This window comes from Hydrogenophaga sp. (assembly GCF_036675665.1).
In the GTDB taxonomy this organism is placed as follows: domain Bacteria; phylum Pseudomonadota; class Gammaproteobacteria; order Burkholderiales; family Burkholderiaceae_C; genus Hydrogenophaga.
This window is the reverse complement of sequence record NZ_JAKFEO010000047.1, coordinates 1-20331: the sequence shown is the minus strand read 5'-3', so window position 1 is coordinate 20331 and position 20331 is coordinate 1. Positions and strand designations below refer to the sequence as shown.

Genomic DNA, 20331 nt, shown 5'->3' with positions numbered 1-20331 from the left:
CGCAGCGCGGAACATCAAAGCCGCCAGGTGGGCAATTGCCAGTTGCGCCACAGGGCCAGACCGCGCAGCCCGGCGGTGACACCCACGCAGGCCAGCAGCGCCAGCCAGCCCGGCGCCTGCAGGTGCCACAGGCCCACGTAGACCCAGCTGCCGGCAAAGGCGCACACGGCGTAGGGCCGGTGGTCGTGGAAGGCGGTGGGGATCTCGTTGCACACCACGTCGCGCAGCACGCCGCCGAACACCCCGGTGGTCAGCCCCATGAGCACGGCCACCAGCGCGGGCATGTCCAGCAGCAGCGCCTGGTGCACGCCGGTGGCGGCGAACAGGCCCAGCCCCAAGGCGTCGGGCCACTGCATGGCGCGCTCGGTGAGCGCAAAGTGGCGCGAGCGCAGGAACAGCATGGCCAATATGCACAGCGCGAACACGCCCCACAGCAGCTCCACATGGCGCACCCAGAAGAACGGCCGCTGGTCCAGCAACAGGTCGCGCAGCGTGCCACCGCCAAAGGCCGCCAGAAACCCGACCACGCACACGCCCACCGCATCGAGCTTCTTGCGCGCGCCCGCCATCACGCCCGAGAGCGCGAATGCGGCCGTGGCGCTGATCTCGACCAGCAGGCGCAGGCCTTCGCCCCAGAGCGCCACGTTGTTCATGGCCGGGTTCATGCGCTGCCTTTCACCGCCAGCAGGGCGGAGATCTGGCGGGCAGCGTCCAGCAGCGGGGGCAGCAATGTGTCTTGCACCACGCGCGCGCTGGTGCGGTTGGCCTGGCCGCTGAGGTTCAGCGCCGCCACCATGCGCCCGCCGCCGTCCACCAGCGGCGCGGCCAGCGAAATCAGGCCTTCCTCCAGTTCCTGGTTCACCAGGCACCAGCCCTGCTTGCGCGCCTGCTGCACGCGGGTGAGCAGGGTGGCCGGGTCGGTGATGGTGTGGCGGGTGAGCGGTTTGAGGTCGGACGCGTCGAGGCGCGCGCGAACCTCGGCATCACTCAGGCCGGCGAGCAGCATGCGGCCCAGCGAGGTGCAGTAGGCCGGCAGGCGCGAGCCGATGCCCAGCGAGTTCTTCATGATCTTGTGGGTGGGCACCCGCATGACGTAGACGATGTCGGTGCCGTCCAGCACGGCGGCCGAACTCGATTCCTTGACCAACTCGACCAGCGCCTCGACCACCGGCTCGGCCAGGTTCCAGATCGGCATGGACGAGAGGTAGGCAAAGCCGAGGTCGAGGATGCGGGCGGTGAGGCGGAAGTCGCGACCGTCGGTTTCCACATAGCCCAGCGCCTGCAGCGTGAGCAGGATGCGGCGCGCGCCGGCGCGTGTGAGGCCGCTGCGCGCGGCGACTTCGCTCAGCGTCTGGCGCGGCGCCTGTGCGCTGAAGCTGCGGATGACTTCGAGCCCGCGCGCGAACGATTGCACGTAGCTGTCGCCGGGGCGGGGTGGGGCGTGGGTGACTGAGGGCATGGGGCTCTTCGGTGAATGCCTGTTTATAATTCATTCTGCGAACATTTGTTCTTTGTGCGAACAAATTCCACGGCACTGCATTCGACCCGAACAGGAGACCCCGTGATCAACAAGATTTCCCCCTCGATCGCCGATGCGCTCTCCAGCGTGCGCGACGGGCACACCGTGCTGATCGGCGGCTTCGGCACCTCGGGCATTCCCGCCGAGCTGATCGACGGCCTGATCGAGCACGGCGCGCGCGAGCTCACGGTGGTGAACAACAACGCCGGCAATGGCGACACGGGTCTCGCCGCGCTGCTGGCCGCCGGGCGGGTGCGCAAGATCATCTGCAGCTTCCCGCGCCAGGCCGACAGCCAGGTGTTCGATGGCCTGTACCGCGCCGGCAAGATCGAGCTGGAGCTTGTGCCCCAGGGCAACCTGGCCGAGCGGCTGCGCGCCGCCGGCGCCGGCATCGGCGGTTTCTTCACGCCCACCGGCTACGGCACGGCGCTGGCCGAAGGCAAGGAAACGCGCGAGATCAACGGCCGCCATTACGTGTTCGAGTCGCCGCTGGCCGGCGACGTGGCGCTGATCAAGGCCGAGCGCGGCGACCGCTGGGGCAACCTCACCTACCGCAAGGCCGCACGCAACTTCGGGCCGGTGATGGCCATGGCCGCGCGCCAAACCATCGCCACCGTGCACCACATCGTTGAACTCGGTGAGCTCGACCCCGAGACCATCGTCACGCCCGGCATCCACGTTGGAAAAATCGTTCGCATCGATCGCGTGGCTACGCAAGCCGGCGGCTTCAAGGGGTCCGTATGAACTACCAGAAACGCAGCAAGGCCGAACTCGCCCAACGCGTGGCGCGCGACATTCACGACGGCGCCTATGTGAACCTGGGCATCGGCATGCCCACCCAGGTGGCCAACCACCTGGCCCAGGGCATCGAGGTGGTGTTGCACAGCGAAAACGGCATCCTGGGCATGGGCCCGGCGCCGGCCGCGGGGGATGAGGACTACGACCTCATCAACGCCGGCAAACAGCCGGTGACGCTGCTGCCCGGCGGCGCGTATTTCCACCACGCCGACAGCTTCGGCATGATGCGCGGCGGGCATCTGGACATTTGCGTGCTCGGCGCGTTCCAGGTCTCGGCCACGGGTGATCTCGCCAACTGGAGCACCGGCGAGCCCGGCGCCATTCCCGCCGTGGGCGGCGCGATGGACCTGGCGGTGGGCGCCAAGCAGACCTGGGTGATGATGGACCTGCTCGACAAGCAGGGCCGCAGCAAGGTGGTGCCCACCTGCAGCTACCCGCTCACCGGTGTCGCCTGCGTGAAACGCATCTACACCGATCTCGCCACACTCGCGTGCACGCCCGAGGGCCTGCGGCTCATCGACAAGGTCGATGGCCTGGAACACGCCGAACTCGAACGCCTGGTGGGCCTGCCCATCGCTGCCTGACCCCACAACACCGGAGACCTTCATGAGCCAAGCCTTCATCTGCGACGCCATCCGCACCCCCATTGGCCGTTACGGCGGCGCGCTCTCCAGCGTGCGCACCGACGACCTGGGCGCCATCCCGCTGCGCGCACTGATGCAGCGCAACCCCGGCGTGGACTGGGCCAGCATCACCGACGTGATCTTCGGCTGCGCCAACCAGGCCGGTGAAGACAACCGCAACGTGGCCCACATGGCCAGCCTGCTGGCCGGCCTGCCGCTGGAAGTGCCCGGCGCCACCATCAACCGCCTGTGCGGCTCGGGCCTCGATGCCCTGGGCACGGCGGCGCGCGCCATCCGCGCGGGCGAGGCCGGCCTCATGATCGCCGGTGGCGTGGAGAGCATGAGTCGCGCGCCCTTCGTGATGCCCAAAGCCGAGAGCGCCTTCGGCCGCAACAACGCGGTCTACGACACCACCATCGGCTGGCGCTTCGTCAACAAGCTGATGAAAGAAAAGTACGGCGTGGACTCCATGCCCGAGACCGCCGAAAACGTGGCGACCGAGTTCAAGATCGAACGGGAAGCGCAGGACCGCATGGCGCTGGCCAGCCAGACCAAGGCCGTGGCCGCGCAGAAGGCCGGCCACCTGGCGCGCGAGATCGTGGCGGTGACGATCCCGCAGAAGAAGGGCGACGCGATCGTGGTGGAGCACGACGAACACCCGCGTGCCACGACCATGGAGTCGCTCGCCAGACTCAAGGGCGTGGTGCGGCCCGACGGCAGCGTGACCGCCGGCAACGCCAGTGGCGTGAACGACGGTGCGTGTGCCCTGCTGCTGGCCGACGAAGCCAGTGCGAAGAAAAATGGCCTGACGCCACGCGCCCGCGTGGTCGGCATGGCCACCGTGGGCGTGGCCCCGCGCATCATGGGCATCGGCCCGGCACCGGCCACGCAGAAGGTGCTGGCACTCACCGGCCTGTCGCTGGCGCAGATGGACGTGATCGAACTCAACGAGGCCTTTGCCGCGCAGGGCCTGGCCGTGCTGCGCATGCTCGGTCTGCAGGACGACGACGAGCGTGTGAACGCCTGGGGCGGCGCCATTGCGCTGGGCCACCCGCTGGGCGCCAGTGGCGCGCGGCTGGCCACCACCGCCGTCAACCGCCTGCACGAAACCGGCGGGCGCTACGCGCTGTGCACCATGTGCATCGGCGTGGGGCAGGGCATTGCGCTGGTGATCGAACGGGTCTGACACACCCGTTTTCCGGCGCGCGAAAAACTGATTTGCGTGGCGCCGGTTGAAGTGGCGCGGCAGGACCGCGACACTGCCTGGAATGCCGGGGAGCGAAGCTTCGCACGCGACCGGCGACCAGGAGACAACACATGCGATTGCACTTCATTGGTGTGGGCAAGATGGGCCTGCCCATGGCCCTGCACCTGCGCGCCAGCGGCGCCGAGCTCAGCGTGAGCGACAACGACCCGGCACGCCGCACGCTGGCCGTTGAACAGGGGCTGACCGTCGCGCCCGACACCACACTGGCGCTGCAACAAGCCGATGGCGTGTTCTCGTCTCTGCCGCATGATGCCGCCCTGCTCAAGGTGGCCGAACAAGTGGCCAGCCACGCGAAACCCGGCGCTTTCTGGGTCGACACCAGCACCGTCTCGCCCACCGCGTCGGCGCAGGCCGCGCAGGTCTGCGCAGGCGCGGGCATCGACCATGTGCGCACCACCGTGTCGGGCAACAACAAGATGGCCGAAGCCGCGCAGCTCACCGTGCTGGCCTCGGGCCCGCGCACCGCTTATGACCGGGTGCTGCCGCTGCTGCAGCGCTGGGGACCGAACCAGTTTTACCTGGGCGGGGCCGAGCAGGCGCGCCTGATGAAGCTGGTGATCAACCTCATGATCGCGCAGACCAGCGCCATGCTGGGCGAGGCGCTCACGCTGGGCCGCAAGGGCGGGCTGGACTGGCACGACATGTGGCGCGTGATGGGCGCCAGCGCCGTGGCCTCGCCCATCGTCAAGGCCAAGTCGATACAGCTCGCGGAGCGCGATTTTTCCGCCACCTTCACCGTGAACCAGATGATCAAGGACCTCGACCTCATCCTGGGTGCCGCGAGTGAACACCAGGTGCCGCTGCCCCAGACCGCCCTGACCCGCCAGCTCATGGACGCCGCGCGCGCGCACGGCGATGCGGATGCCGACTACGCCGCCATCATCAAGGCGGTGGAGCGCAGCGCGGGGCTCTCGACATGAAACGCTTCACCTACCAGAGCCTGCCCTCGCGGGTGGTGTTTGGCGCGGGCTCGCTGGCCGAGCTGCCGCAAGAGATCGATGCCATGGGCGCGCACCGCGCGCTGGTGCTGTGCACGCCCGAGCAGCGGGGCATGGCCGAGCGTGTGGTGGCCCTGCTCGGTGAGCGCGCGGCCGGCGTGTTCGACCGCGCCGTGATGCACGTGCCGATCGAGACCGCGCGCGAAGCGCGTGAGGTGGCGCGCCAGCTGGGCGCCGACTGTGCCGTGGCCATCGGTGGCGGCTCCACCACGGGTCTGGGCAAGGCCATCGCGCTCGACTCCGGTCTGCCCATCCTGGCCATCCCCACCACCTACGCCGGCTCCGAGATGACGCCGATCTACGGCATCACCGAGGCCGGGCTGAAGAAGACCGGACGGGACATCCGCGTGTTGCCGCGCACCGTGATCTACGACCCCGAACTCAGCCTGGGCCTGCCCGTCGGACTGAGCATCACCAGCGGCATCAACGCCATCGCGCACGCCGCCGAAGGCCTGTACGCGGTCGATGCCAACCCCATCATCAGCCTCATGGCGCAGGAAGGCATTGCAGCCCTGGGCCGCGCGCTGCCGGTGATCAAGGCCAACCCCGGCGACGTGGCCGCGCGCTCCGACGCGCTGTACGGCGCCTGGCTCTGCGGCACCGTGCTCGGCGCGGTGGGCATGGCCCTGCACCACAAGCTCTGCCACACCCTGGGCGGCAGCTTCAACCTGCCGCACGCCGAAACCCACACCATCGTGCTCCCCCATGCACTGGCCTACAACGCGGCTGCGGTGCCCGAGGCCATGGCGCGCATCGCCACCGCGCTGGGCGGCACCAGCGCGGCGCAAGCGGTGTTCGATCTGGCGCGGGACAACGGCGCGCCCGTGGCACTGCGTGACATCGGCATGCAGGAAGCCGATCTGGACCGGGCCTGTGAGATCGCGATGAGCAACCAGTACCCGAATCCTCGGGCGCTGGAGGCGGGAGCGATACGGCGGCTGTTGCAGGATGCGTTCGAGGGGCGACGACCCGGTTGATCCCGACCCGACCTGCGCTCCTCTACAGTCGGACCTGTAACTCATGCAGGGAAGACGCACATGCAACAACATCGCATCGTGATCGTGGGCGGCGGCGCAGGCGGCCTGGAGCTGGCTTGCAAGCTGGGGCGCCGGCTGGGCGCGGAGCAGGTCACGCTGGTGGACCAGCAGCTCTTCCACATCTGGAAACCCTCTCTCCACGAAGTGGCGGCGGGCACGCTCGACATCCACCAGGAGGGCTTGTCGTACGAAATGCTGGCGCACGACAACGGCTTCGACTTCTGCCTGGGCGCCATGACCGGGCTGGACTTGCCCGGCAAGGTGCTGAGCGTGGCGCCCGTGGTGGACGAACACGGCGAGGAACTGGTGCCGGCGCGCCAGTTGCCGTTTGACCAATTGGTCTTCGCCGTGGGCAGCACGGCCAACCACTACAACGTGCCCGGGGCTGCGGAGTTCACGCTTTCGCTCAACCGCCCGGCCGATGCCGAGCACTTTCGCCTGCGCATGCTCAAGCTGCTCACGGCGGCCGATCTGCGCAAGAGCGCGGGCGCAGAGGGCCAGGTGCGCATCGTGATCATTGGCGGTGGCGCCACCGGCGTGGAGCTGGCGGCCGAATTGCGCGAAGCCAGCGTGGTGCACTCGCGCTACGGCTTTCGCCGGATCGACCCGCACCGCGACGTGCAGATCACCTTGCTCGAAGGTGCCGACCGCATCCTGGCGCCCCTGCCCGAGAAGGTTTCTTCCGCAGCGGCACAGTTGCTCAAGGAGCGCCATGTGAACGTCGAAGTGAACTGCCGGGTGGCGCGCATCACACCGCAACAGGTGGAAGACGCCGCAGGCCGGGTGTTCGCGTCCGATCTGGTGGTGTGGGCCGCGGGCATCAAGGCGCCCGACGTGCTGGCCACGCTGGACTTGCCCACCAGTCGATCGGGGCAACTGCAGGTGACGGACCGCTTGCTGGTGCAGGGCCAGACCGACATTTACGCCCTGGGCGACTGCGCCGCCTGCCCCACGGCCGACGGTGGCTGGGTGCCGCCGCGCGCTCAGGCCGCGCACCAGCAAGCCAGCTACCTGGTGACGGCCCTGACCTGCCGTGCCCGGGGCCAGCCCGCGCCTGATCGGCCGTATGTCTACAGAGACCACGGTTCATTGGTGTCGCTCGGCACGCAGTCCTCGGTGGGCAACCTCATGGGCAACCTGTTCGGCTCGACCTGGTTTGTGCAGGGCCTGCTGGCACGCACCATGTACGTGAGCCTGCACCTGATGCACCATCAGGCCGTGCTCGGCACCATGCGCACGGCGGTGCTGGCGCTGGCGCGCTTCCTGGTGAAACGGGCCACGCCGCTGGTGAAACTGCACTGAGTGCCCCAGCGTCAGTACACCGTGAAGCGCCCCGTCCACTTGCGCTCATAGCCCATCTTCACGAAGTGCTCGGCCATGAAGTCGATGAAGGTGCGCACCTTGGCGCTGAGGTGTTTTCGGCTGGGGTAGGCCAGGTTCACCGTGATGCGGGGCAGGTCCCAGTCGTCCAGCACAGGCACCAGGCGCCCGGCCACGATGTCGTCGTAGACGATGTAGCTGGGCTGCACCAGGATGCCCAGGCCGTCGAGCGCGGCTGCGCGCAGGATCTGGCCGTCGTTCGATTCGAGCAGGGCCTTCACCGCCACCGTCTGGCTCTCTTCACCGCGCGTGAAGCGCAGTTCGTACGGGTTGTTGGCGTGCACGTAGATCAGCAGATGGTGACGCTGCAGATCGTCCAGCGTCTTGGGGAACCCGTGTTTGGCCAGGTAGCGCGGTGAGGCGGTGAGCACCCGGCGGGTTTCGGCCAGGCGGCGGATGGTGATGTTGCTGTCGGGCTCGACCTCGCGGTTGCGGATCGCCACGTCGATGTTGTTGTCGATGATGTCGAGGTAGCGGTTGGCGGCTTCCACGTGCACGGTCACGTTGGGGTAACGCTCGGTGTATTCGCGCAGCAGCGGCGCGATGTGGTGCAGCGAGAAGGACAGCGAGGCGCTGATGCGCAGCGTGCCGGTGGGGTTGAGCGCGGCGGCGTTCACGGTGGACTCGGCGTCGCGCAGGTCGGCCAGGATGCTGCGGGCGCGCTGAAAGAACTCCTGCCCCGTGTCGGTGAGGTAGAGCCGGCGCGTGTTGCGCTCCACCAGGCGCACGCCCAGGCGCTCTTCCAGCGCGGCCAGCTGGCGGCTCGCGCTGGCGTTGGACATGTCCATCAGCTCCGCCGCACGGCTCAGGCTGCCGCTCTCGGCCACGTGCACAAACAACTCCATCTCGGTCCAGCGATCCATGTTCACCCCGTATTTGCAGCACGCGGAAAAGTCATTTGCAGCGCCGCACTGGATGACATTGTGCGCAGCTTCTACAGTGCGGGCATACAGAGAAAACCCCGCAAGAAGAGCCAGCAGGAGACATGCCGTGCGCAACCTCGACCAATACAACATCACGCAAGCCGTGATCGCGCGCTTCGCGCAGACGCCCGATCCGCGCCTGAAGGAGATCATGACCAGCCTGGTGCAGCACCTGCACGCGTTTGCGCGCGAGGTGAAGCTGACCGAGGCGGAGTGGATGCAGGGCATTGAATTCCTCACCGCCACCGGGCACCAATGCGACGACAAGCGCCAGGAGTTCATCCTGCTCTCCGACACGCTGGGCCTGTCGATGCTGACCGTGGCGATGAACAACGACAAGCCGCCCGGCTGCACCGAGGCCACGGTGTTCGGCCCGTTCCATGTGGAAGGCGCACCGCACATCGAGCTGGGCGGCGACGTGGCGCAGGGCGCCAAGGGCACACCGTGCGAGGTGCGCGGCACGGTGCGCGGCCTGGACGGCGCGCCGGTGCCGCTGGCGCACATCGAGGTCTGGCAGGCCGACGCCGAGGGGCTGTACGACGTGCAGCGCCCCGACTGCGATGGTGCGCAAGCGCGAGGCGTGCTGCAGGCCGACGAGCGGGGCCGCTACCACTTCACCTCGATCCTGGCCGAGGCCTACCCGATTCCCGACGACGGCCCGGTGGGCGACATGCTCAAGGCCACGAAACGCCACCCGTGGCGCCCGGCCCACCTGCATTTCCTCATCAAGGCGCCGGGCTACCAGACGCTGATCACCCATGTGTTTCGCAACGGCGACCAGTACCTGGATTCCGACGCGGTGTTCGGCGTGCGCGAATCGCTGATCGCCGACTGGCTGCCCCAGGCCGACGGCAGCTACCTCGTCGAGTTCGATTTCGTTCTCAACCCCGCCCGCTGAGTTTTTTTCAAACCCCACAACAAGGAGACAAGACCATGATGAAACGCGCCTTCCTCGCCACCACGCTGGTGGCCGCCCTCACCGCCGCCGGCATGGGCACCGCCCATGCGCAGCAAACCTTCAAGCTCACCATCGCGTCGAGCCACCCGACCACGCTGCCCTGGGTCGGCCTCATGAGTTCGCTGTTCGTGCCCGAGGTCAACAAACGTGTGGCCGCGCTCAACAAGGGCTACAAGATCGAGTGGCGCGAAGCCTATGGCGGCCAGCTCTACAAGATGAACGCCACGCTCACCAGCGTGGAGCAGGGCATCACCGACATCGGCTGGGTGTTCCACAACCTGGAAGCCGCCAAGATGCCGCTGTCCCAGTTCGGCACGGTGACGCCGTTCACCACCGACGACGTGCGCATCATCCTGGACGTGGCCAACGAGATGAACGAGAAGGTGCCCGCGCTGCAGAAGGAGTGGGAGAAGAACAACATGGTGTTCCTGGGCGCCACCGGCGTGGACACCTACCACCTGTTCACCAAGAACCCGATCGCCACCTACGCCGACCTCAAGGGCCGCAAGATCAGCGCGCCGGGCAGCATCGGCCTGTGGCTCAAGGGCTCGGGCGCGGTGCCGGTGGACGGCTCGCTCACCAGCTACTACACCGACATCCAGACGGGTGTGAGCGAGGGCACGATTTCGATCGCCACCGGCATCCTGCCCAACAAGATCTACGAAGTGGCCCCTTACGTGACCACGGTGAACATCGGTGCGCTCTACATCGGCGGCATGGCCATGAACAAGGACAGCTACGCCGGCCTGCCGCCCGAGGTGCAGCAGATCGTGAAGGACGTGGGCAAGGAGTATTCGAAGGCCCTGGGCGCCACGCTGATGCAGCGCTACGAGACCGCGCTCAAGACCATGGAGACCAACGGTGCGAAGCAGACGCCCCCGGTGCGCATCACCAACATGAGTTCGGGCGAGCGCGACAAGTGGGTCAAGACCATGCCCAACCTGGCCGCCGAATGGGCCAAGACCAACGCGTCCAAGGGCCCGGCCAAGGAGATCGTGCAGACCTACATGGATGCGCTGCGCAAGCGGGGTGTCAAGCCGGCCCGGGACTGGGATAAAGAGCTTTGATATGAGTTATGAAGCCAACACCGACCTGGAGGCGGGGCCACCCCCTTCGGGTGCACCCACCAGCACCTTCGGCCGTCTCATCGACAGTCTCAATGCCTTCGGCTCGATCGTCATCGGGCTGGTGATGGTGTTGATGGTGGTGGACGTGCTCATGCGCAACCTGCTCAACCACCCCATCGACGGGGTGGCCGAGCTGGTGGCCACGTCCATCGTGGTGATCGTGTTCCTGCAGCTGCCGGCCACGCTGCGCCATGGCCGCATGAGCCGGGCCGATCTGTTCCTCGATCCCTACATCCTCAAGCGTCCCCGCGCCGGCAAGCGCCTGCGCGCCGTGTTCTCGGTGGTGGGCATCTTTGCCTGCGGCGTCATCGCGTATGCCACCTGGCCGCTGTTGCAGCGCGCCTGGAGCAACGACGAGTTCCTGGGCATCGAGGGCATCTTCACCTTCCCCACCTGGCCCATGCGGCTGGTGGTGCTGGGCGGTGCGGCGCTGGCCGCCATTCAATACGCCTTGCTGGCGTTTCAGGACTGGCGCGAAGCCGGAACGCCCGCATGACCGAACTGCACATCGGCATTGCCGCCATCGTCTGCATGCTCGCGGGCATCTACTTCGGCATGCACATCGGCATTGCCCTGATCGCCACCTCGTTCGTGAGCGTGTGGCTCATCAAGAGCCCCGAGGTGGCGGCCCGTTTTGTGGCCGCCTCGGCCAACGACGCGATCCGTGACTATTTGTTCGGCGTCATTCCGCTCTTTGTGCTCATGGGCATGCTGGTGAGCGTGTCGGGCGTGGGGCGGGACACCTTCGACGTGTTCCAGTGGCTCATGCGCCGCATCCGGGGTGGCCTGGGTCTGGCCACGGTGGCCGCCAATGCGGTGTTTGCCGCCATCACCGGCATCTCCATCGCCTCGGCCTCGGTGTTCACCAAGGTCGCGGTGCCCGAGATGATCCGCCACGGCTACACGCCGCGTTTCTCGGTGGGGGTGGTGGCCGGCTCCTCGGTGCTGGGCATGCTCATTCCGCCCAGTCTGCTCATGATCATCTACGGCGTGCTGGCCGAAGAATCCATCGGCCGCATGTTCATCGCCGGCATCGTTCCCGGGGCCTTGCTGGCGCTGGGCTTCTGCGTGCTGATCGTGGGCATGGCCTGGCTGGTGCCGCACCGGGTCGGCACGCCCGAGGCGCTGGCGGGCGTGGGTGCGGGCATCGAAGAAACGCCGCTGTCGGCCGCCATCAAGTTCGTGCCCATCCTGCTGCTCATCACCCTGGTGCTCGGCGGCCTGTACGCGGGCTTCTTCACACCCACCGAAGCGGGCGCCGTGGGTGCGGCGGGTGCGCTGGTGATTGCGCTGGTGCGCGGGCGTCTGACCTGGCGCAAGCTGTGGCAGGTGCTGGTGGAGACCGGTTTTGTCTCGGTCTCGGTGCTCTTTCTCATCATCGCGGCCATGCTCTACAGCCGCATGCTCGCGCTCACCGGCATGCCGTCGGCCGTCACCGAGGGCATCACGAACATGGGCCTGGGGCCCTGGGGCTTCCTGTTCATGTACGTGCTGATCGTGATCGCGCTGGGCTGCATCATCGACTCGGTGTCCATCATGCTGATCATGTTGCCCATCGTGTTGCCGATCGCGCGCGCCTTCGGCATGGACGTGGTGTGGTTCGGCGTCATCACCGTGGTGGCGGTGGAGATCGGCCTGCTCACGCCGCCTTTCGGCGTGTCGGTCTACACCGTGAAGTCGGCGCTGAACGACCCGCGCATCAGCGTGCGCGACATCTTTGCGGGCACGTTTCCGTTCGTGCTCATGATGTTGGTCGTGCTCGTCATCCTGGCCGCCTTCCCCAGCCTGTCCACTTCGCTGGCCTACCTCTGAGACAACCCATGCTGTTCACCTTCATCCTCATCGACAAACCCGATTCCGCCGCGCTGCGCGCCGCTGTGCGCCCGCCGCACAAGGACTATCTGTCGGCGGTGGCCGATCGCATCGCGTTTGCCGGTCCGTTCGTGCACGACGACGGCCGCACCATGCTGGGCAGTCTGCTGGTGATCGACTTCCCTTCGCGCGACGCGGCCCACGCGTGGCTGGCCGATGAGCCATTCACGAAGGCGGGGCTGTACGGCAGCGTCTCGGTGCACGCGTTCGTCAACCTCTGGCCCCAAAAGGCGGGCTTCCCGCCCACCACTTGAACACCATGGTCAAGCACATCGTCATGTGGAACATCCAGGGCGGTTCCGACGGGGCCAAGGCTGCTTCGATCGACCGCGTCAAGGCCGCGTTCGAAGCCTTGCGCGGCAAGATTCCCGGTCTGCTGCATCTGGAGATTGGCGTGGACCGCAGCGGTGTCGACTACGCCTGTGACGTGGTGCTGTATTCCGAGTTCGAGTCGCAGGCTGCGCTCGACGCCTACGCCGTGCACCCCGAGCACCTGCGGGTGCGCCAGGATATCGAAGGCTTGCGGGTGGCGCGTCACCAGGTGGACTACGCAGCCTGAAGCACCCGCCGATAATTCATCCACCTCAACGAGCCCGCACCTGGATGCGGGCTCTTCTTTTGTCTGCTGCCCGTGGCCCTGTCCCTCATCACCGATCCGTTCTTCTATGCCGTGGCCATTCCCGCCGTGCTGTTGCTGGGCGTGAGCAAGAGCGGGTTCGGTGCGGGCTTCGGCTCGTTGGCCGTGCCCATGATGGCGCTGGCGGTCACGGTGCCGCAGGCCGCGGCCATCCTCATGCCGGTGCTGCTGCTCATGGACCTGCTGGGCATGGCGGCCTTCCGCAAGAACGTGGACCGGCGCCTGCTGATGTTCCTGCTGCCCTTCGGTCTGGCGGGCATCGTGATCGGCGCGTTGTTGTTCAAGGTGCTGGACGCGCGCATGGTGGCTGGCATCGTGGGGGTGTTCACGTTGCTGTTCCTGGCCCAGCGGCTGGTGTTTCCACCCAAGCCCGACAGCGCGCCGCCGCCGACATGGGTGGGCGCCTTGCTCAGCATCACCTCCGGTTTCACCAGCTTCATCGCGCACGCGGGCGGGCCTCCGCTCAACGCCTATGTGATCCCGCTGCGCCTGCCACCCCTGCTGTTCACCGGCACGCTGGCCTTCTTCTTTTTCTTCATCAACCTGGCCAAGTGGATCCCGTACGCCTGGCTGGGCTTGCTCGATGTGCGCAACATGACGACCTCGCTGGCGCTGCTGCCGTTCGCGCCCATCGGCGTGTGGGTGGGTGTGCGCATTGCGCACCGCATCAAACCCCAGTTGTTCTACCGGATGGTGTACACCGGCATGTTCCTCACGGGCTGCAAACTGGTGTGGGACGCGCTGGCGATAACATAGACGCTCGCCGGTCCAGCCCTTGCCCGCGCCCTCGCCGTGCGGGCTGTCCTCGCGCAAAGGAGCTCCAGATGCCGATCGTGGTGGTTGCCAATCCCAAAGGAGGCGTGGGCAAATCCACGCTGTCGACCAACGTCGCCGGCTACTTTGCCAGCCAGGGCCACGCGGTGATGTTGGGCGATGTCGACCGCCAGCAGTCGTCGGGCTTGTGGCTGAAGTTGCGTCCACCGGCCGCGCGGCCGATCCAGAGCTGGGCGGTGTCGCACGACCTGATCGCCCGCCCGCCCAAGGACACCACCCATGTGGTGCTGGACACGCCCGCCGGTCTGCACGGCTGGCGCTTCAAGGACGTGCTCAAGATCGCGGACAAGGTGCTGGTGCCGTTGCAGCCCAGCATCTTCGACATCTACGCCACGCGCGCCTTTCTCGACGAACTGGCCGAAACCCGCCGAGCCGACAAGCTGCAGATCGGCATCGTCGGCATGCGGGTCGACCCGCGCACCATCGCGGCCGACAAGCTCGACGAATTCGTGGCCAGCCTGGGGTTGCCGGTGCTGGGCACGCTGCGCGACACGCAGAACTACATCCACCTCGCGGCGCGTGGCCTCACCCTGTTCGACGTGGCGCCTGGCCGGGTGGAGAAGGACCTGCAGCAATGGCAGGCCATCTGCCGGTGGCTGGACGCCTGAGCATCTCACCTGTCCCGGTGCCGACATGCTTTGGCGCCTCGCGGCCGTACAGTGAGCGGCATGAAAACATTCGAATCCCTGGCCGATGTGGCGGCCTGCGTGGGCCAGGAAGTGGCCGTGAGCGACTGGGTCACCATCACCCAGGAGCAGGTGAACCGCTTCGCCGAGGCCACCGGCGACCACCAGTGGATCCACGTCGATGTGGAGCGTGCCAGGACCGGCCCGTTCGGCGCGCCGATCGCACATGGCTTCCTCACGCTGTCCTTGCTGCCGGTGTTCTTCGAGTCGGCGCTGGACATCAAGGGCTCCAGCATGGGCGTGAACTACGGCCTCAACCGCGTGCGCTTCACCTCGCCCGTGCCCGTGGGCAGCCGGGTGCGAGCCCGCATGACGCTGCAGGCCTGCGAGGCCATCGAACACGGTGGCCAGCAAATGACCTGGGGCGTGGTGGTGGAGCGCGAGGGCGCGGACAAGCCGGTGTGCTTCGCCGAATCGCTGGTCCGGCGTTATCCCTGACGGGGCAGGGTTACTTGATTCGCATGAGCTGCTTGGGCTCGAGCCAGCCTTCGAAGCACTGAATCAGTTCGTTGATGCGCTCGGCCGCCACCGACTGGTTGTGCTGCTGCGAGATCAGCTGAAAGGCGTCGTTGCGCAGCATCCACAGTTCTTGTGGGGTGCGCGCCGACTCGATCTTGGTGCGCAGGCGCAGTGCCTGTTGATCAATGCAATCTTCGATCGCATGCAGGAGCGGCCGGCGGATACCCGCCAGGTCCTTGAGCGTTGCCTTGTGGGTGCTGCGCCTGCGAGGTGTGAAACTCACGCCCAGCCAGCGGGCAAAGGAAGTGATCAATCGATTCTCCGGGCGAACGGCTCAGCCAGGGTAGGGGGCTGGGCCGAAGCGGCTGGTGTCAGGATGCGGGTAGCCATGGGAAATTATCGGGCGAGTGTCGTGGAAGTCGATGGTCTTCATTCGCCTGGCGCGTGACCTGCGTCACGAAACCGCGCCCGCAAAGGCCTGCTGCCGCCACGCTTCGAAGACCACCACCGCCACCGAGTTGGAGAGATTCAAGCTTCGCTGGCCCGCCATCATGGGCAGGCGAAGGCGTTGAGTGGCTGGTATCGACTCGCGCAGTGCCTCCGGCAGGCCGCTGGTCTCGGAGCCGAAGACCAACCAGTCGCCGGGTTGGAAGGTGTTGTGGAAAACACTGTGACTGCCGCGTGTGGTGAAGGCGAACAACCGGGCGGGATCGGGTTGCCGGGTGCGAAGGAACGTGGCCCAGTCCGCGTGGCGGTGCAGGGCTGCGTACTCGTGGTAGTCGAGTCCGGCGCGCTTCATGTGCTTGTCGTCCATCGAAAAGCCCAGCGGCTCGATCAGGTGCAGCGCGCAGCCCGTGTTGGCGCTGAGCCGGATCACGTTGCCGGTGTTGGGCGGGATTTCGGGGCTGACGAGAACAATGTTGAACATGGCGGCAGAGCTTACCGGCTCGCTGGCGTGCGTGCGAACACCAGCGCGCTGACCCGATTCGCCCCGGCGTGCAGCACGGCCTGCGCGGCCGTTTGCAGCGTGGCGCCAGTGGTGGTCACGTCGTCCACCAACAGCACGTGTCGCCCCACCAGCCGATGGGTGTGTGAAGGGTGGACGGCGAACGCGCCGCGCAGGTTGCGCAAACGCGCCTCACGACCCAGGCTGTGTTGATCGGGCGTCTCGCCCAGGCGCACCAGGGCGGTGGCCAGTGTGTCGAAGGGCGGGGCAGGCGGGTGTCGGCGGCATCGGGCGTGCAGCGCCTTGACCAGCTCCCAGGCTTGGTTGTAGCCACGCTCGCCCAGTCGCGCTGCGGTCAAGGGTATGGGCACCACCAACGGCCGGGTTTGCAGCAACTGCAGGGTTTGGGGCTCCTGCAAAAGACGCTGGGCGAAGGGCTGCGCCCAACCCGGTTCCGAGCGGAACTTGAAGCGCGCGATCAGGCCGTCCCACGGGTAGGCGTAGTCCACCGCGGCCACGCACTGCTGCACGGCGGCTGCGTCGGGTCGGGTCAGGCAGGCGCTGCACAAACCCGGCTCGCCCGGCAACACGGCGGCGCACGCCCTGCAGCGGGATTGGGGTGGTGCAAAACGCTGGATGCAGGCCTCGCACACTGGCTGGGTCGGCCAGGCGGCGCAGACCTGGCAGGTGGCGGGCAGGGATTCCACGATGGCGTGTCGGGCGGCGAGCATCGGGCCAATATACTGACGCGCTCCCGCCGATACCCCTTTGGGCTGACCGCCCGTTTTGCCGCTTGAACACACCCGTCACCTCAGAGAAACCCGTGCCCGGAATGGATCCTGGCGCGGCGCAGCGCTGGCTGAACCGCGCCGGTGCGGCCAGTCCGTGGTTGCACGAAGAAGTGGGTTCGCGCATGGCCGATCGGCTACCGTGGTTCCGCGAACAGCCCGCCAGCTGGCTGCACTGGGAACCCGTGCAAGGTGGTCTTGAGGTTCACCGCAAGCTGCGCGGCATGCTGCCCGATGCAACTTGCCACGTGATGGCACGGCGGTTGCCCGAGGTCCTTGAGGCCACGCGCGAAGCACCGACAAGGTCGTGGAACCCTTTGCACTGGGGCCGAGCCACCGGTCCGACGCCCGCCACGACCGACACCCGCGTGCGCATGGTGTGGGCCAACATGGCGCTGCACATGGAGCCGCTACCGCAGACCTTGCTGGCGCAATGGCATCAGCAGGTCGAGACCGATGGCTTCCTCATGTTTTCCTGTCTCGGCCCCGACAGCCTCAAGGAGTTGCGAGCGCTCTATGCCGAACACGGCTGGCCAGCCCCGGCGCATGCCTTCACCGACATGCACGACTGGGGCGACATGCTCGTGCACGCCGGCTTTGCCGAACCGGTGATGGACATGGAGCGCATCACCCTGTCCTACAGCGGTGCTGCTCCCTTGCTCGCCGAGTTGCGCGCGTTGGGGCACAACCTGAGCGACCAGCGGTTTGGCGCTTGCCGATCGCGCCTCTGGCATGCAAGGCTGTGCGCCATGATCGAGGCAGGTCTGCCGCGTGCGCCCGACGGCAGGCTGACGTTGACCTTCGAGATCATTTACGGCCACGCCTTCAAGCCCGTGCCCCGCGTGCCGATGGCCACATCCACGTCGCTGGCGGTGGACGACATGCGGGCCATGCTGCGCGCCAGCCGTCGCTGAGGGCTGCATGCCACCTTGTCCCGGTCGGGAGTGACGCCTTTGTCAGGGGAGTCCCGGTTTCACGCCGCTACAATCGACGCTGGCCAAAATTCCGAGGGTATTTTCCCTTTGCCAACGCTCCGTCTTTCGAGGCGGTGGCGACCAGTACCGGTGGTGGATGGTGAGCCAGGCAAACAACGCTTTCCAATTCGCGACGATGTCTGAACAAGGCATCGAGTGGACCCTGAAGCGCAACTGCTCGGTCACCCCGGCTCAATTGGGCTACTTCTACGCTTCCTTGTGCATCCTTTCGATGGGTGTGGCGGGGTTTTTCTGGTTGCAAGGTGCCACTTTGGTGTTGCCCTTTGCGGTGTTGGAGTTGGTTGCGGTGGGCGCGGCCTTTCTGGTTTACGCACGGCACGCGACCGACAGCGAGCGCATCAGGTTGCTGGACGGGCGCCTGGTGGTGGAGTGGGAAACGGCGGGAAGGTCCTCACGGTGTGAGTTTGCTCGCGAGTGGGTGCGCGTTGAACCCACGGCGGATGTAGATCAGTTGATCGAGGTCCGCGGTGGGGGGCGGTCGGTGCAGGTGGGGCGGTTTGTGCGATCCGACCTGCGACCGATGCTGGCCCGGGAGATCCGCCAAGCCCTGCGTGGGGTTTGACTGGACCCCGGGATCTGGTCGAGTGGTTTTGTGCTGGGTGGGGCCCAGAAAGTTTGTTCTAATCGGCATTGATATAAATCAATACTTATATTTGAGGCGCTAAAAGTGAGTACGACGAAGAAAACGGTGCATTCCCCACGGAACCCCTGGGCCAGGCTCTGCGCTGCCGCCTCCACGCTGATGCTCGGTCTGGGCGCCTGGACCACGGTCGCGGCTCAGAAGGTCAACGATCTGCCTGGCGGCCCTGCCGTCAATCAACTCAACTTTGCACCTCCCGTCACCCGCATTGCCGAAGAGCAGCACTGGTTGCACTGGTTCATGATGGCCTTGTGCGCCGTCATCTTCCTCGTCGTCTTCGGCGTGATGTTTTATTCCATCCTGAGGCACCGCAAGTCGGTGGGTCACAAGTCGCAAGTGCTGGCCGAGCCGATCTGGGTGGAACTGGGCTGGACCATCGTTCCCCTGCTGATCGTCATCGGCATGGCGCTGCCGGCCACCAAAGTGCTGGTGGCCCAGAAAGACACCACCAACAGCGACCTGACCATCAAGGCCACGGGCATGCAGTGGAAGTGGGGCTACGACTACATCAAGGGCGAGGGCGAGGGCATTGGCTTCCTCTCCACGCTGGACAACAGCCACCGCGCCATGTCCAACAGCGGCAAGCCCGAAGCGACCGACGACTACCTGCTCAAGGTTGACAACCCGCTCGTGGTGCCGGTCGGCAAGAAGGTGCGCATCATCACCACCGCCAACGACGTGATCCACGCCTGGATGGTGCCGGCCTTCGGTGTCAAGCAGGACGCCATCCCGGGCTTCGTGCGCGACACCTGGTTCCGTGCCGAGAAGACCGGTGACTTCTACGGTCAGTGCGCCGAACTCTGCGGCAAGGAACACGCCTACATGCCCATCCACGTGAAAGTGGTGTCCGCCGAGGCCTACAGCGCCTGGGTGGGTGAGAAACAGAAGGCCATGGCCGCCGCGGCCGATGACCCATCCAAAGTGTGGGTGCTGGCCGATCTGGTCAAGCGCGGCGAGTCGGTGTATGCCGCCAACTGCGCTGCCTGCCACCAGGCCAACGGCAAGGGTGCCGGCCCGATCAAGCCACTTGATGGCTCGGCCGTCGTGGTGGACGCAGACAAGGGCAAGATCATCAATGTCTTGCTCAATGGACAGAACAACGGCGCCATGCCTGCCTGGAAGCAGCTCAGCGACACCGAGCTGGCCGCGGTCATGACCTACGCCAAGAACAACTGGTCCAACCAGACCCAGCAGATCGTGCAGCCGGCCGACGTGCAAGCCGCCCGCCAGTGATCGCGTTGCCGAAAAAACATTGAGCTTCCAAGGAAATCGACCATGAGTGCTGTTCTCGACCACCACGACGCCCACGGCCACGACCACGATCACCACGCCCCCACGGGCTGGCGCCGCTGGGTGTATGCCACCAACCACAAGGACATCGGCACGCTGTATCTGCTGTTCGCGTTCACCATGCTCATGGTCGGTGGCGTGCTGGCCCTGCTGATTCGCGCCGAGCTGTTCCAGCCTGGCCTGCAGCTGGTCAACCCCGGTCTGTTCAACCAGCTGACCACGATGCACGGCCTGATCATGGTGTTCGGCGCCATCATGCCGGCCTTCGTGGGCTTCGCGAACTGGATGATCCCGCTGCAGATCGGTGCTGGCGACATGGCTTTCGCCCGCATGAACAACTTCAGCTTCTGGCTGATGATCCCGGCCGCCATCATGCTGGTGGCTTCGTTCTTCATGCCCGGTGGCGCCCCCGCCGCCGGCTGGACGCTGTATGCGCCGCTGACGCTGCAGATGGGCCCCTCGATGGACGCCGGCATCTTCGCCATGCACATCCTGGGCGCGTCGTCCATCATGGGTTCGATCAACATCATCGTCACCATCCTGAACATGCGCGC

Annotated in this window: 25 protein-coding genes; 19 read left to right on the top strand and 6 right to left on the bottom strand. The window is 66.5% G+C overall.

The genetic code is table 11. From position 1 onward, the window contains the following. Positions 1–14: 14 nt before the first annotated feature. Together V6M63_RS17175 and V6M63_RS17170 are read right to left on the bottom strand one after the other, a co-directional pair. Positions 15–665, bottom strand: coding sequence for a trimeric intracellular cation channel family protein (locus tag V6M63_RS17175; RefSeq protein WP_332743843.1), 651 nt, complete (start codon positions 663–665; stop codon positions 15–17). Further along, entirely contained in the window at positions 662–1459 is a 798-nt protein-coding gene (locus V6M63_RS17170; RefSeq protein WP_332743841.1) for an IclR family transcriptional regulator domain-containing protein, read from the bottom strand. Before V6M63_RS17170 ends, V6M63_RS17175 begins: the two co-directional genes overlap by 4 nt. Before the next feature lie 102 nt (positions 1460–1561). Between V6M63_RS17170 and V6M63_RS17165 the strand changes: the two genes are divergently transcribed. From V6M63_RS17165 to V6M63_RS17140, 6 genes are all read left to right on the top strand, one after another. Continuing rightward, positions 1562–2263 (top strand): 3-oxoacid CoA-transferase subunit A, encoded by a 702-nt coding sequence (locus V6M63_RS17165; protein ID WP_332743839.1) that lies wholly within the window; start codon positions 1562–1564, stop codon positions 2261–2263. Then, entirely contained in the window at positions 2260–2901 is a 642-nt protein-coding gene (locus V6M63_RS17160; RefSeq protein ID WP_332743837.1) for a 3-oxoacid CoA-transferase subunit B, read from the top strand. Before V6M63_RS17165 ends, V6M63_RS17160 begins: the two co-directional genes overlap by 4 nt. 22 nt (positions 2902–2923) lie before the next feature. Continuing rightward, on the top strand, positions 2924–4126 hold the full coding sequence (gene pcaF / locus V6M63_RS17155; RefSeq protein WP_332743835.1) for a 3-oxoadipyl-CoA thiolase: 1203 nt from the start codon (positions 2924–2926) through the stop codon (positions 4124–4126). Between the two features lie 131 nt (positions 4127–4257). Beyond that, the gene (locus V6M63_RS17150; RefSeq protein ID WP_332743834.1) at positions 4258–5127 is read left to right on the top strand and encodes an NAD(P)-dependent oxidoreductase; all 870 of its coding nucleotides are present in this window, start codon (positions 4258–4260) and stop codon (positions 5125–5127) included. After that, positions 5124–6182 (top strand): maleylacetate reductase, encoded by a 1059-nt coding sequence (locus tag V6M63_RS17145; protein WP_332743832.1) that lies wholly within the window; start codon positions 5124–5126, stop codon positions 6180–6182. The genes V6M63_RS17150 and V6M63_RS17145 overlap by 4 nt, the downstream gene beginning before the upstream one ends. A 60-nt stretch (positions 6183–6242) precedes the next feature. Further along, positions 6243–7544, top strand: coding sequence for an NAD(P)/FAD-dependent oxidoreductase (locus V6M63_RS17140; protein WP_332743830.1), 1302 nt, complete (start codon positions 6243–6245; stop codon positions 7542–7544). Positions 7545–7555: 11 nt separating this feature from the next. On the opposite strand, the gene V6M63_RS17135 is transcribed toward V6M63_RS17140, so the two are convergent. After that, positions 7556–8485: a LysR family transcriptional regulator gene (locus V6M63_RS17135; protein WP_056270659.1), complete on the bottom strand. Its 930-nt coding sequence runs from the start codon at positions 8483–8485 to the stop codon at positions 7556–7558. A gap of 127 nt (positions 8486–8612) precedes the next feature. Here V6M63_RS17135 and V6M63_RS17130 point away from each other — a divergent pair, with 127 nt between their 5' ends. From V6M63_RS17130 to V6M63_RS17090, 9 genes are all read left to right on the top strand, one after another. Next, on the top strand, positions 8613–9443 hold the full coding sequence (locus tag V6M63_RS17130; protein WP_332743828.1) for an intradiol ring-cleavage dioxygenase: 831 nt from the start codon (positions 8613–8615) through the stop codon (positions 9441–9443). A gap of 35 nt (positions 9444–9478) precedes the next feature. After that, entirely contained in the window at positions 9479–10570 is a 1092-nt protein-coding gene (locus tag V6M63_RS17125) for a C4-dicarboxylate TRAP transporter substrate-binding protein (protein WP_332743826.1), read from the top strand. Position 10571: 1 nt separating this feature from the next. Further along, entirely contained in the window at positions 10572–11126 is a 555-nt protein-coding gene (locus V6M63_RS17120) for a TRAP transporter small permease subunit (protein WP_332743824.1), read from the top strand. Beyond that, complete coding sequence (locus V6M63_RS17115) at positions 11123–12442, top strand: TRAP transporter large permease (protein ID WP_332743823.1); 1320 nt, start codon at positions 11123–11125, stop codon at positions 12440–12442. The genes V6M63_RS17120 and V6M63_RS17115 overlap by 4 nt, the downstream gene beginning before the upstream one ends. 8 nt (positions 12443–12450) lie before the next feature. After that, positions 12451–12756, top strand: a complete 306-nt coding sequence (locus tag V6M63_RS17110; RefSeq protein WP_332743821.1) for a YciI family protein — start codon at positions 12451–12453, stop codon at positions 12754–12756. 5 nt (positions 12757–12761) lie between these two features. Continuing rightward, complete coding sequence (locus V6M63_RS17105; RefSeq protein WP_332743872.1) at positions 12762–13061, top strand: Dabb family protein; 300 nt, start codon at positions 12762–12764, stop codon at positions 13059–13061. 72 nt (positions 13062–13133) lie between these two features. After that, positions 13134–13895: a sulfite exporter TauE/SafE family protein gene (locus V6M63_RS17100; RefSeq protein ID WP_332743819.1), complete on the top strand. Its 762-nt coding sequence runs from the start codon at positions 13134–13136 to the stop codon at positions 13893–13895. Between the two features lie 68 nt (positions 13896–13963). Then, entirely contained in the window at positions 13964–14581 is a 618-nt protein-coding gene (locus tag V6M63_RS17095; protein WP_332743817.1) for a ParA family protein, read from the top strand. 60 nt (positions 14582–14641) lie between these two features. Next, on the top strand, positions 14642–15097 hold the full coding sequence (locus V6M63_RS17090; RefSeq protein ID WP_332743815.1) for a MaoC family dehydratase: 456 nt from the start codon (positions 14642–14644) through the stop codon (positions 15095–15097). Positions 15098–15107: 10 nt separating this feature from the next. Here the strand turns inward: V6M63_RS17090 and V6M63_RS17085 are convergent, their stop codons facing one another. The 3 genes from V6M63_RS17085 to V6M63_RS17075 form a co-directional block, all read right to left on the bottom strand. After that, complete coding sequence (locus tag V6M63_RS17085) at positions 15108–15431, bottom strand: hypothetical protein (protein WP_332743813.1); 324 nt, start codon at positions 15429–15431, stop codon at positions 15108–15110. A gap of 141 nt (positions 15432–15572) precedes the next feature. Further along, complete coding sequence (gene trmL / locus V6M63_RS17080) at positions 15573–16046, bottom strand: tRNA (uridine(34)/cytosine(34)/5-carboxymethylaminomethyluridine(34)-2'-O)-methyltransferase TrmL (protein ID WP_332743811.1); 474 nt, start codon at positions 16044–16046, stop codon at positions 15573–15575. 11 nt (positions 16047–16057) lie between these two features. After that, positions 16058–16795, bottom strand: coding sequence for a ComF family protein (locus tag V6M63_RS17075; RefSeq protein ID WP_332743809.1), 738 nt, complete (start codon positions 16793–16795; stop codon positions 16058–16060). A 101-nt stretch (positions 16796–16896) separates the two neighbouring features. Here V6M63_RS17075 and V6M63_RS17070 point away from each other — a divergent pair, with 101 nt between their 5' ends. From V6M63_RS17070 to V6M63_RS17055, 4 genes are all read left to right on the top strand, one after another. Further along, positions 16897–17766: a biotin synthase gene (locus V6M63_RS17070; RefSeq protein ID WP_332743871.1), complete on the top strand. Its 870-nt coding sequence runs from the start codon at positions 16897–16899 to the stop codon at positions 17764–17766. Between the two features lie 196 nt (positions 17767–17962). Continuing rightward, complete coding sequence (locus V6M63_RS17065) at positions 17963–18409, top strand: DUF2244 domain-containing protein (RefSeq protein WP_442909608.1); 447 nt, start codon at positions 17963–17965, stop codon at positions 18407–18409. 180 nt (positions 18410–18589) lie between these two features. Then, complete coding sequence (gene coxB, locus V6M63_RS17060; RefSeq protein ID WP_332743869.1) at positions 18590–19720, top strand: cytochrome c oxidase subunit II; 1131 nt, start codon at positions 18590–18592, stop codon at positions 19718–19720. 42 nt (positions 19721–19762) lie between these two features. Then, on the top strand, positions 19763–20331 hold a 569-nt coding region (locus V6M63_RS17055), incomplete at its 3' end, for a cbb3-type cytochrome c oxidase subunit I (RefSeq protein ID WP_332743805.1).

Coding starts and splice junctions, on each gene's coding strand:
- V6M63_RS17065 (WP_442909608.1), top strand. CDS start 17,963: ATGTCTGAACAAGGCATCGAGTGGACCCTGAAGCGCAACTGCTCGGTC.
- V6M63_RS17150 (WP_332743834.1), top strand. CDS start 4,258: ATGCGATTGCACTTCATTGGTGTGGGCAAGATGGGCCTGCCCATGGCC.
- trmL (WP_332743811.1), bottom strand. CDS start 16,046: ATGTTCAACATTGTTCTCGTCAGCCCCGAAATCCCGCCCAACACCGGC.
- coxB (WP_332743869.1), top strand. CDS start 18,590: ATGCTCGGTCTGGGCGCCTGGACCACGGTCGCGGCTCAGAAGGTCAAC.
- V6M63_RS17160 (WP_332743837.1), top strand. CDS start 2,260: ATGAACTACCAGAAACGCAGCAAGGCCGAACTCGCCCAACGCGTGGCG.
- V6M63_RS17095 (WP_332743817.1), top strand. CDS start 13,964: ATGCCGATCGTGGTGGTTGCCAATCCCAAAGGAGGCGTGGGCAAATCC.
- V6M63_RS17140 (WP_332743830.1), top strand. CDS start 6,243: ATGCAACAACATCGCATCGTGATCGTGGGCGGCGGCGCAGGCGGCCTG.
- pcaF (WP_332743835.1), top strand. CDS start 2,924: ATGAGCCAAGCCTTCATCTGCGACGCCATCCGCACCCCCATTGGCCGT.
- V6M63_RS17135 (WP_056270659.1), bottom strand. CDS start 8,485: ATGGATCGCTGGACCGAGATGGAGTTGTTTGTGCACGTGGCCGAGAGC.
- V6M63_RS17170 (WP_332743841.1), bottom strand. CDS start 1,459: ATGCCCTCAGTCACCCACGCCCCACCCCGCCCCGGCGACAGCTACGTG.
- V6M63_RS17120 (WP_332743824.1), top strand. CDS start 10,572: ATGAGTTATGAAGCCAACACCGACCTGGAGGCGGGGCCACCCCCTTCG.
- V6M63_RS17115 (WP_332743823.1), top strand. CDS start 11,123: ATGACCGAACTGCACATCGGCATTGCCGCCATCGTCTGCATGCTCGCG.
- V6M63_RS17125 (WP_332743826.1), top strand. CDS start 9,479: ATGATGAAACGCGCCTTCCTCGCCACCACGCTGGTGGCCGCCCTCACC.
- V6M63_RS17075 (WP_332743809.1), bottom strand. CDS start 16,795: ATGCTCGCCGCCCGACACGCCATCGTGGAATCCCTGCCCGCCACCTGC.
- V6M63_RS17110 (WP_332743821.1), top strand. CDS start 12,451: ATGCTGTTCACCTTCATCCTCATCGACAAACCCGATTCCGCCGCGCTG.
- V6M63_RS17175 (WP_332743843.1), bottom strand. CDS start 665: ATGAACCCGGCCATGAACAACGTGGCGCTCTGGGGCGAAGGCCTGCGC.
- V6M63_RS17105 (WP_332743872.1), top strand. CDS start 12,762: ATGGTCAAGCACATCGTCATGTGGAACATCCAGGGCGGTTCCGACGGG.
- V6M63_RS17090 (WP_332743815.1), top strand. CDS start 14,642: ATGAAAACATTCGAATCCCTGGCCGATGTGGCGGCCTGCGTGGGCCAG.
- V6M63_RS17145 (WP_332743832.1), top strand. CDS start 5,124: ATGAAACGCTTCACCTACCAGAGCCTGCCCTCGCGGGTGGTGTTTGGC.
- V6M63_RS17070 (WP_332743871.1), top strand. CDS start 16,897: ATGGATCCTGGCGCGGCGCAGCGCTGGCTGAACCGCGCCGGTGCGGCC.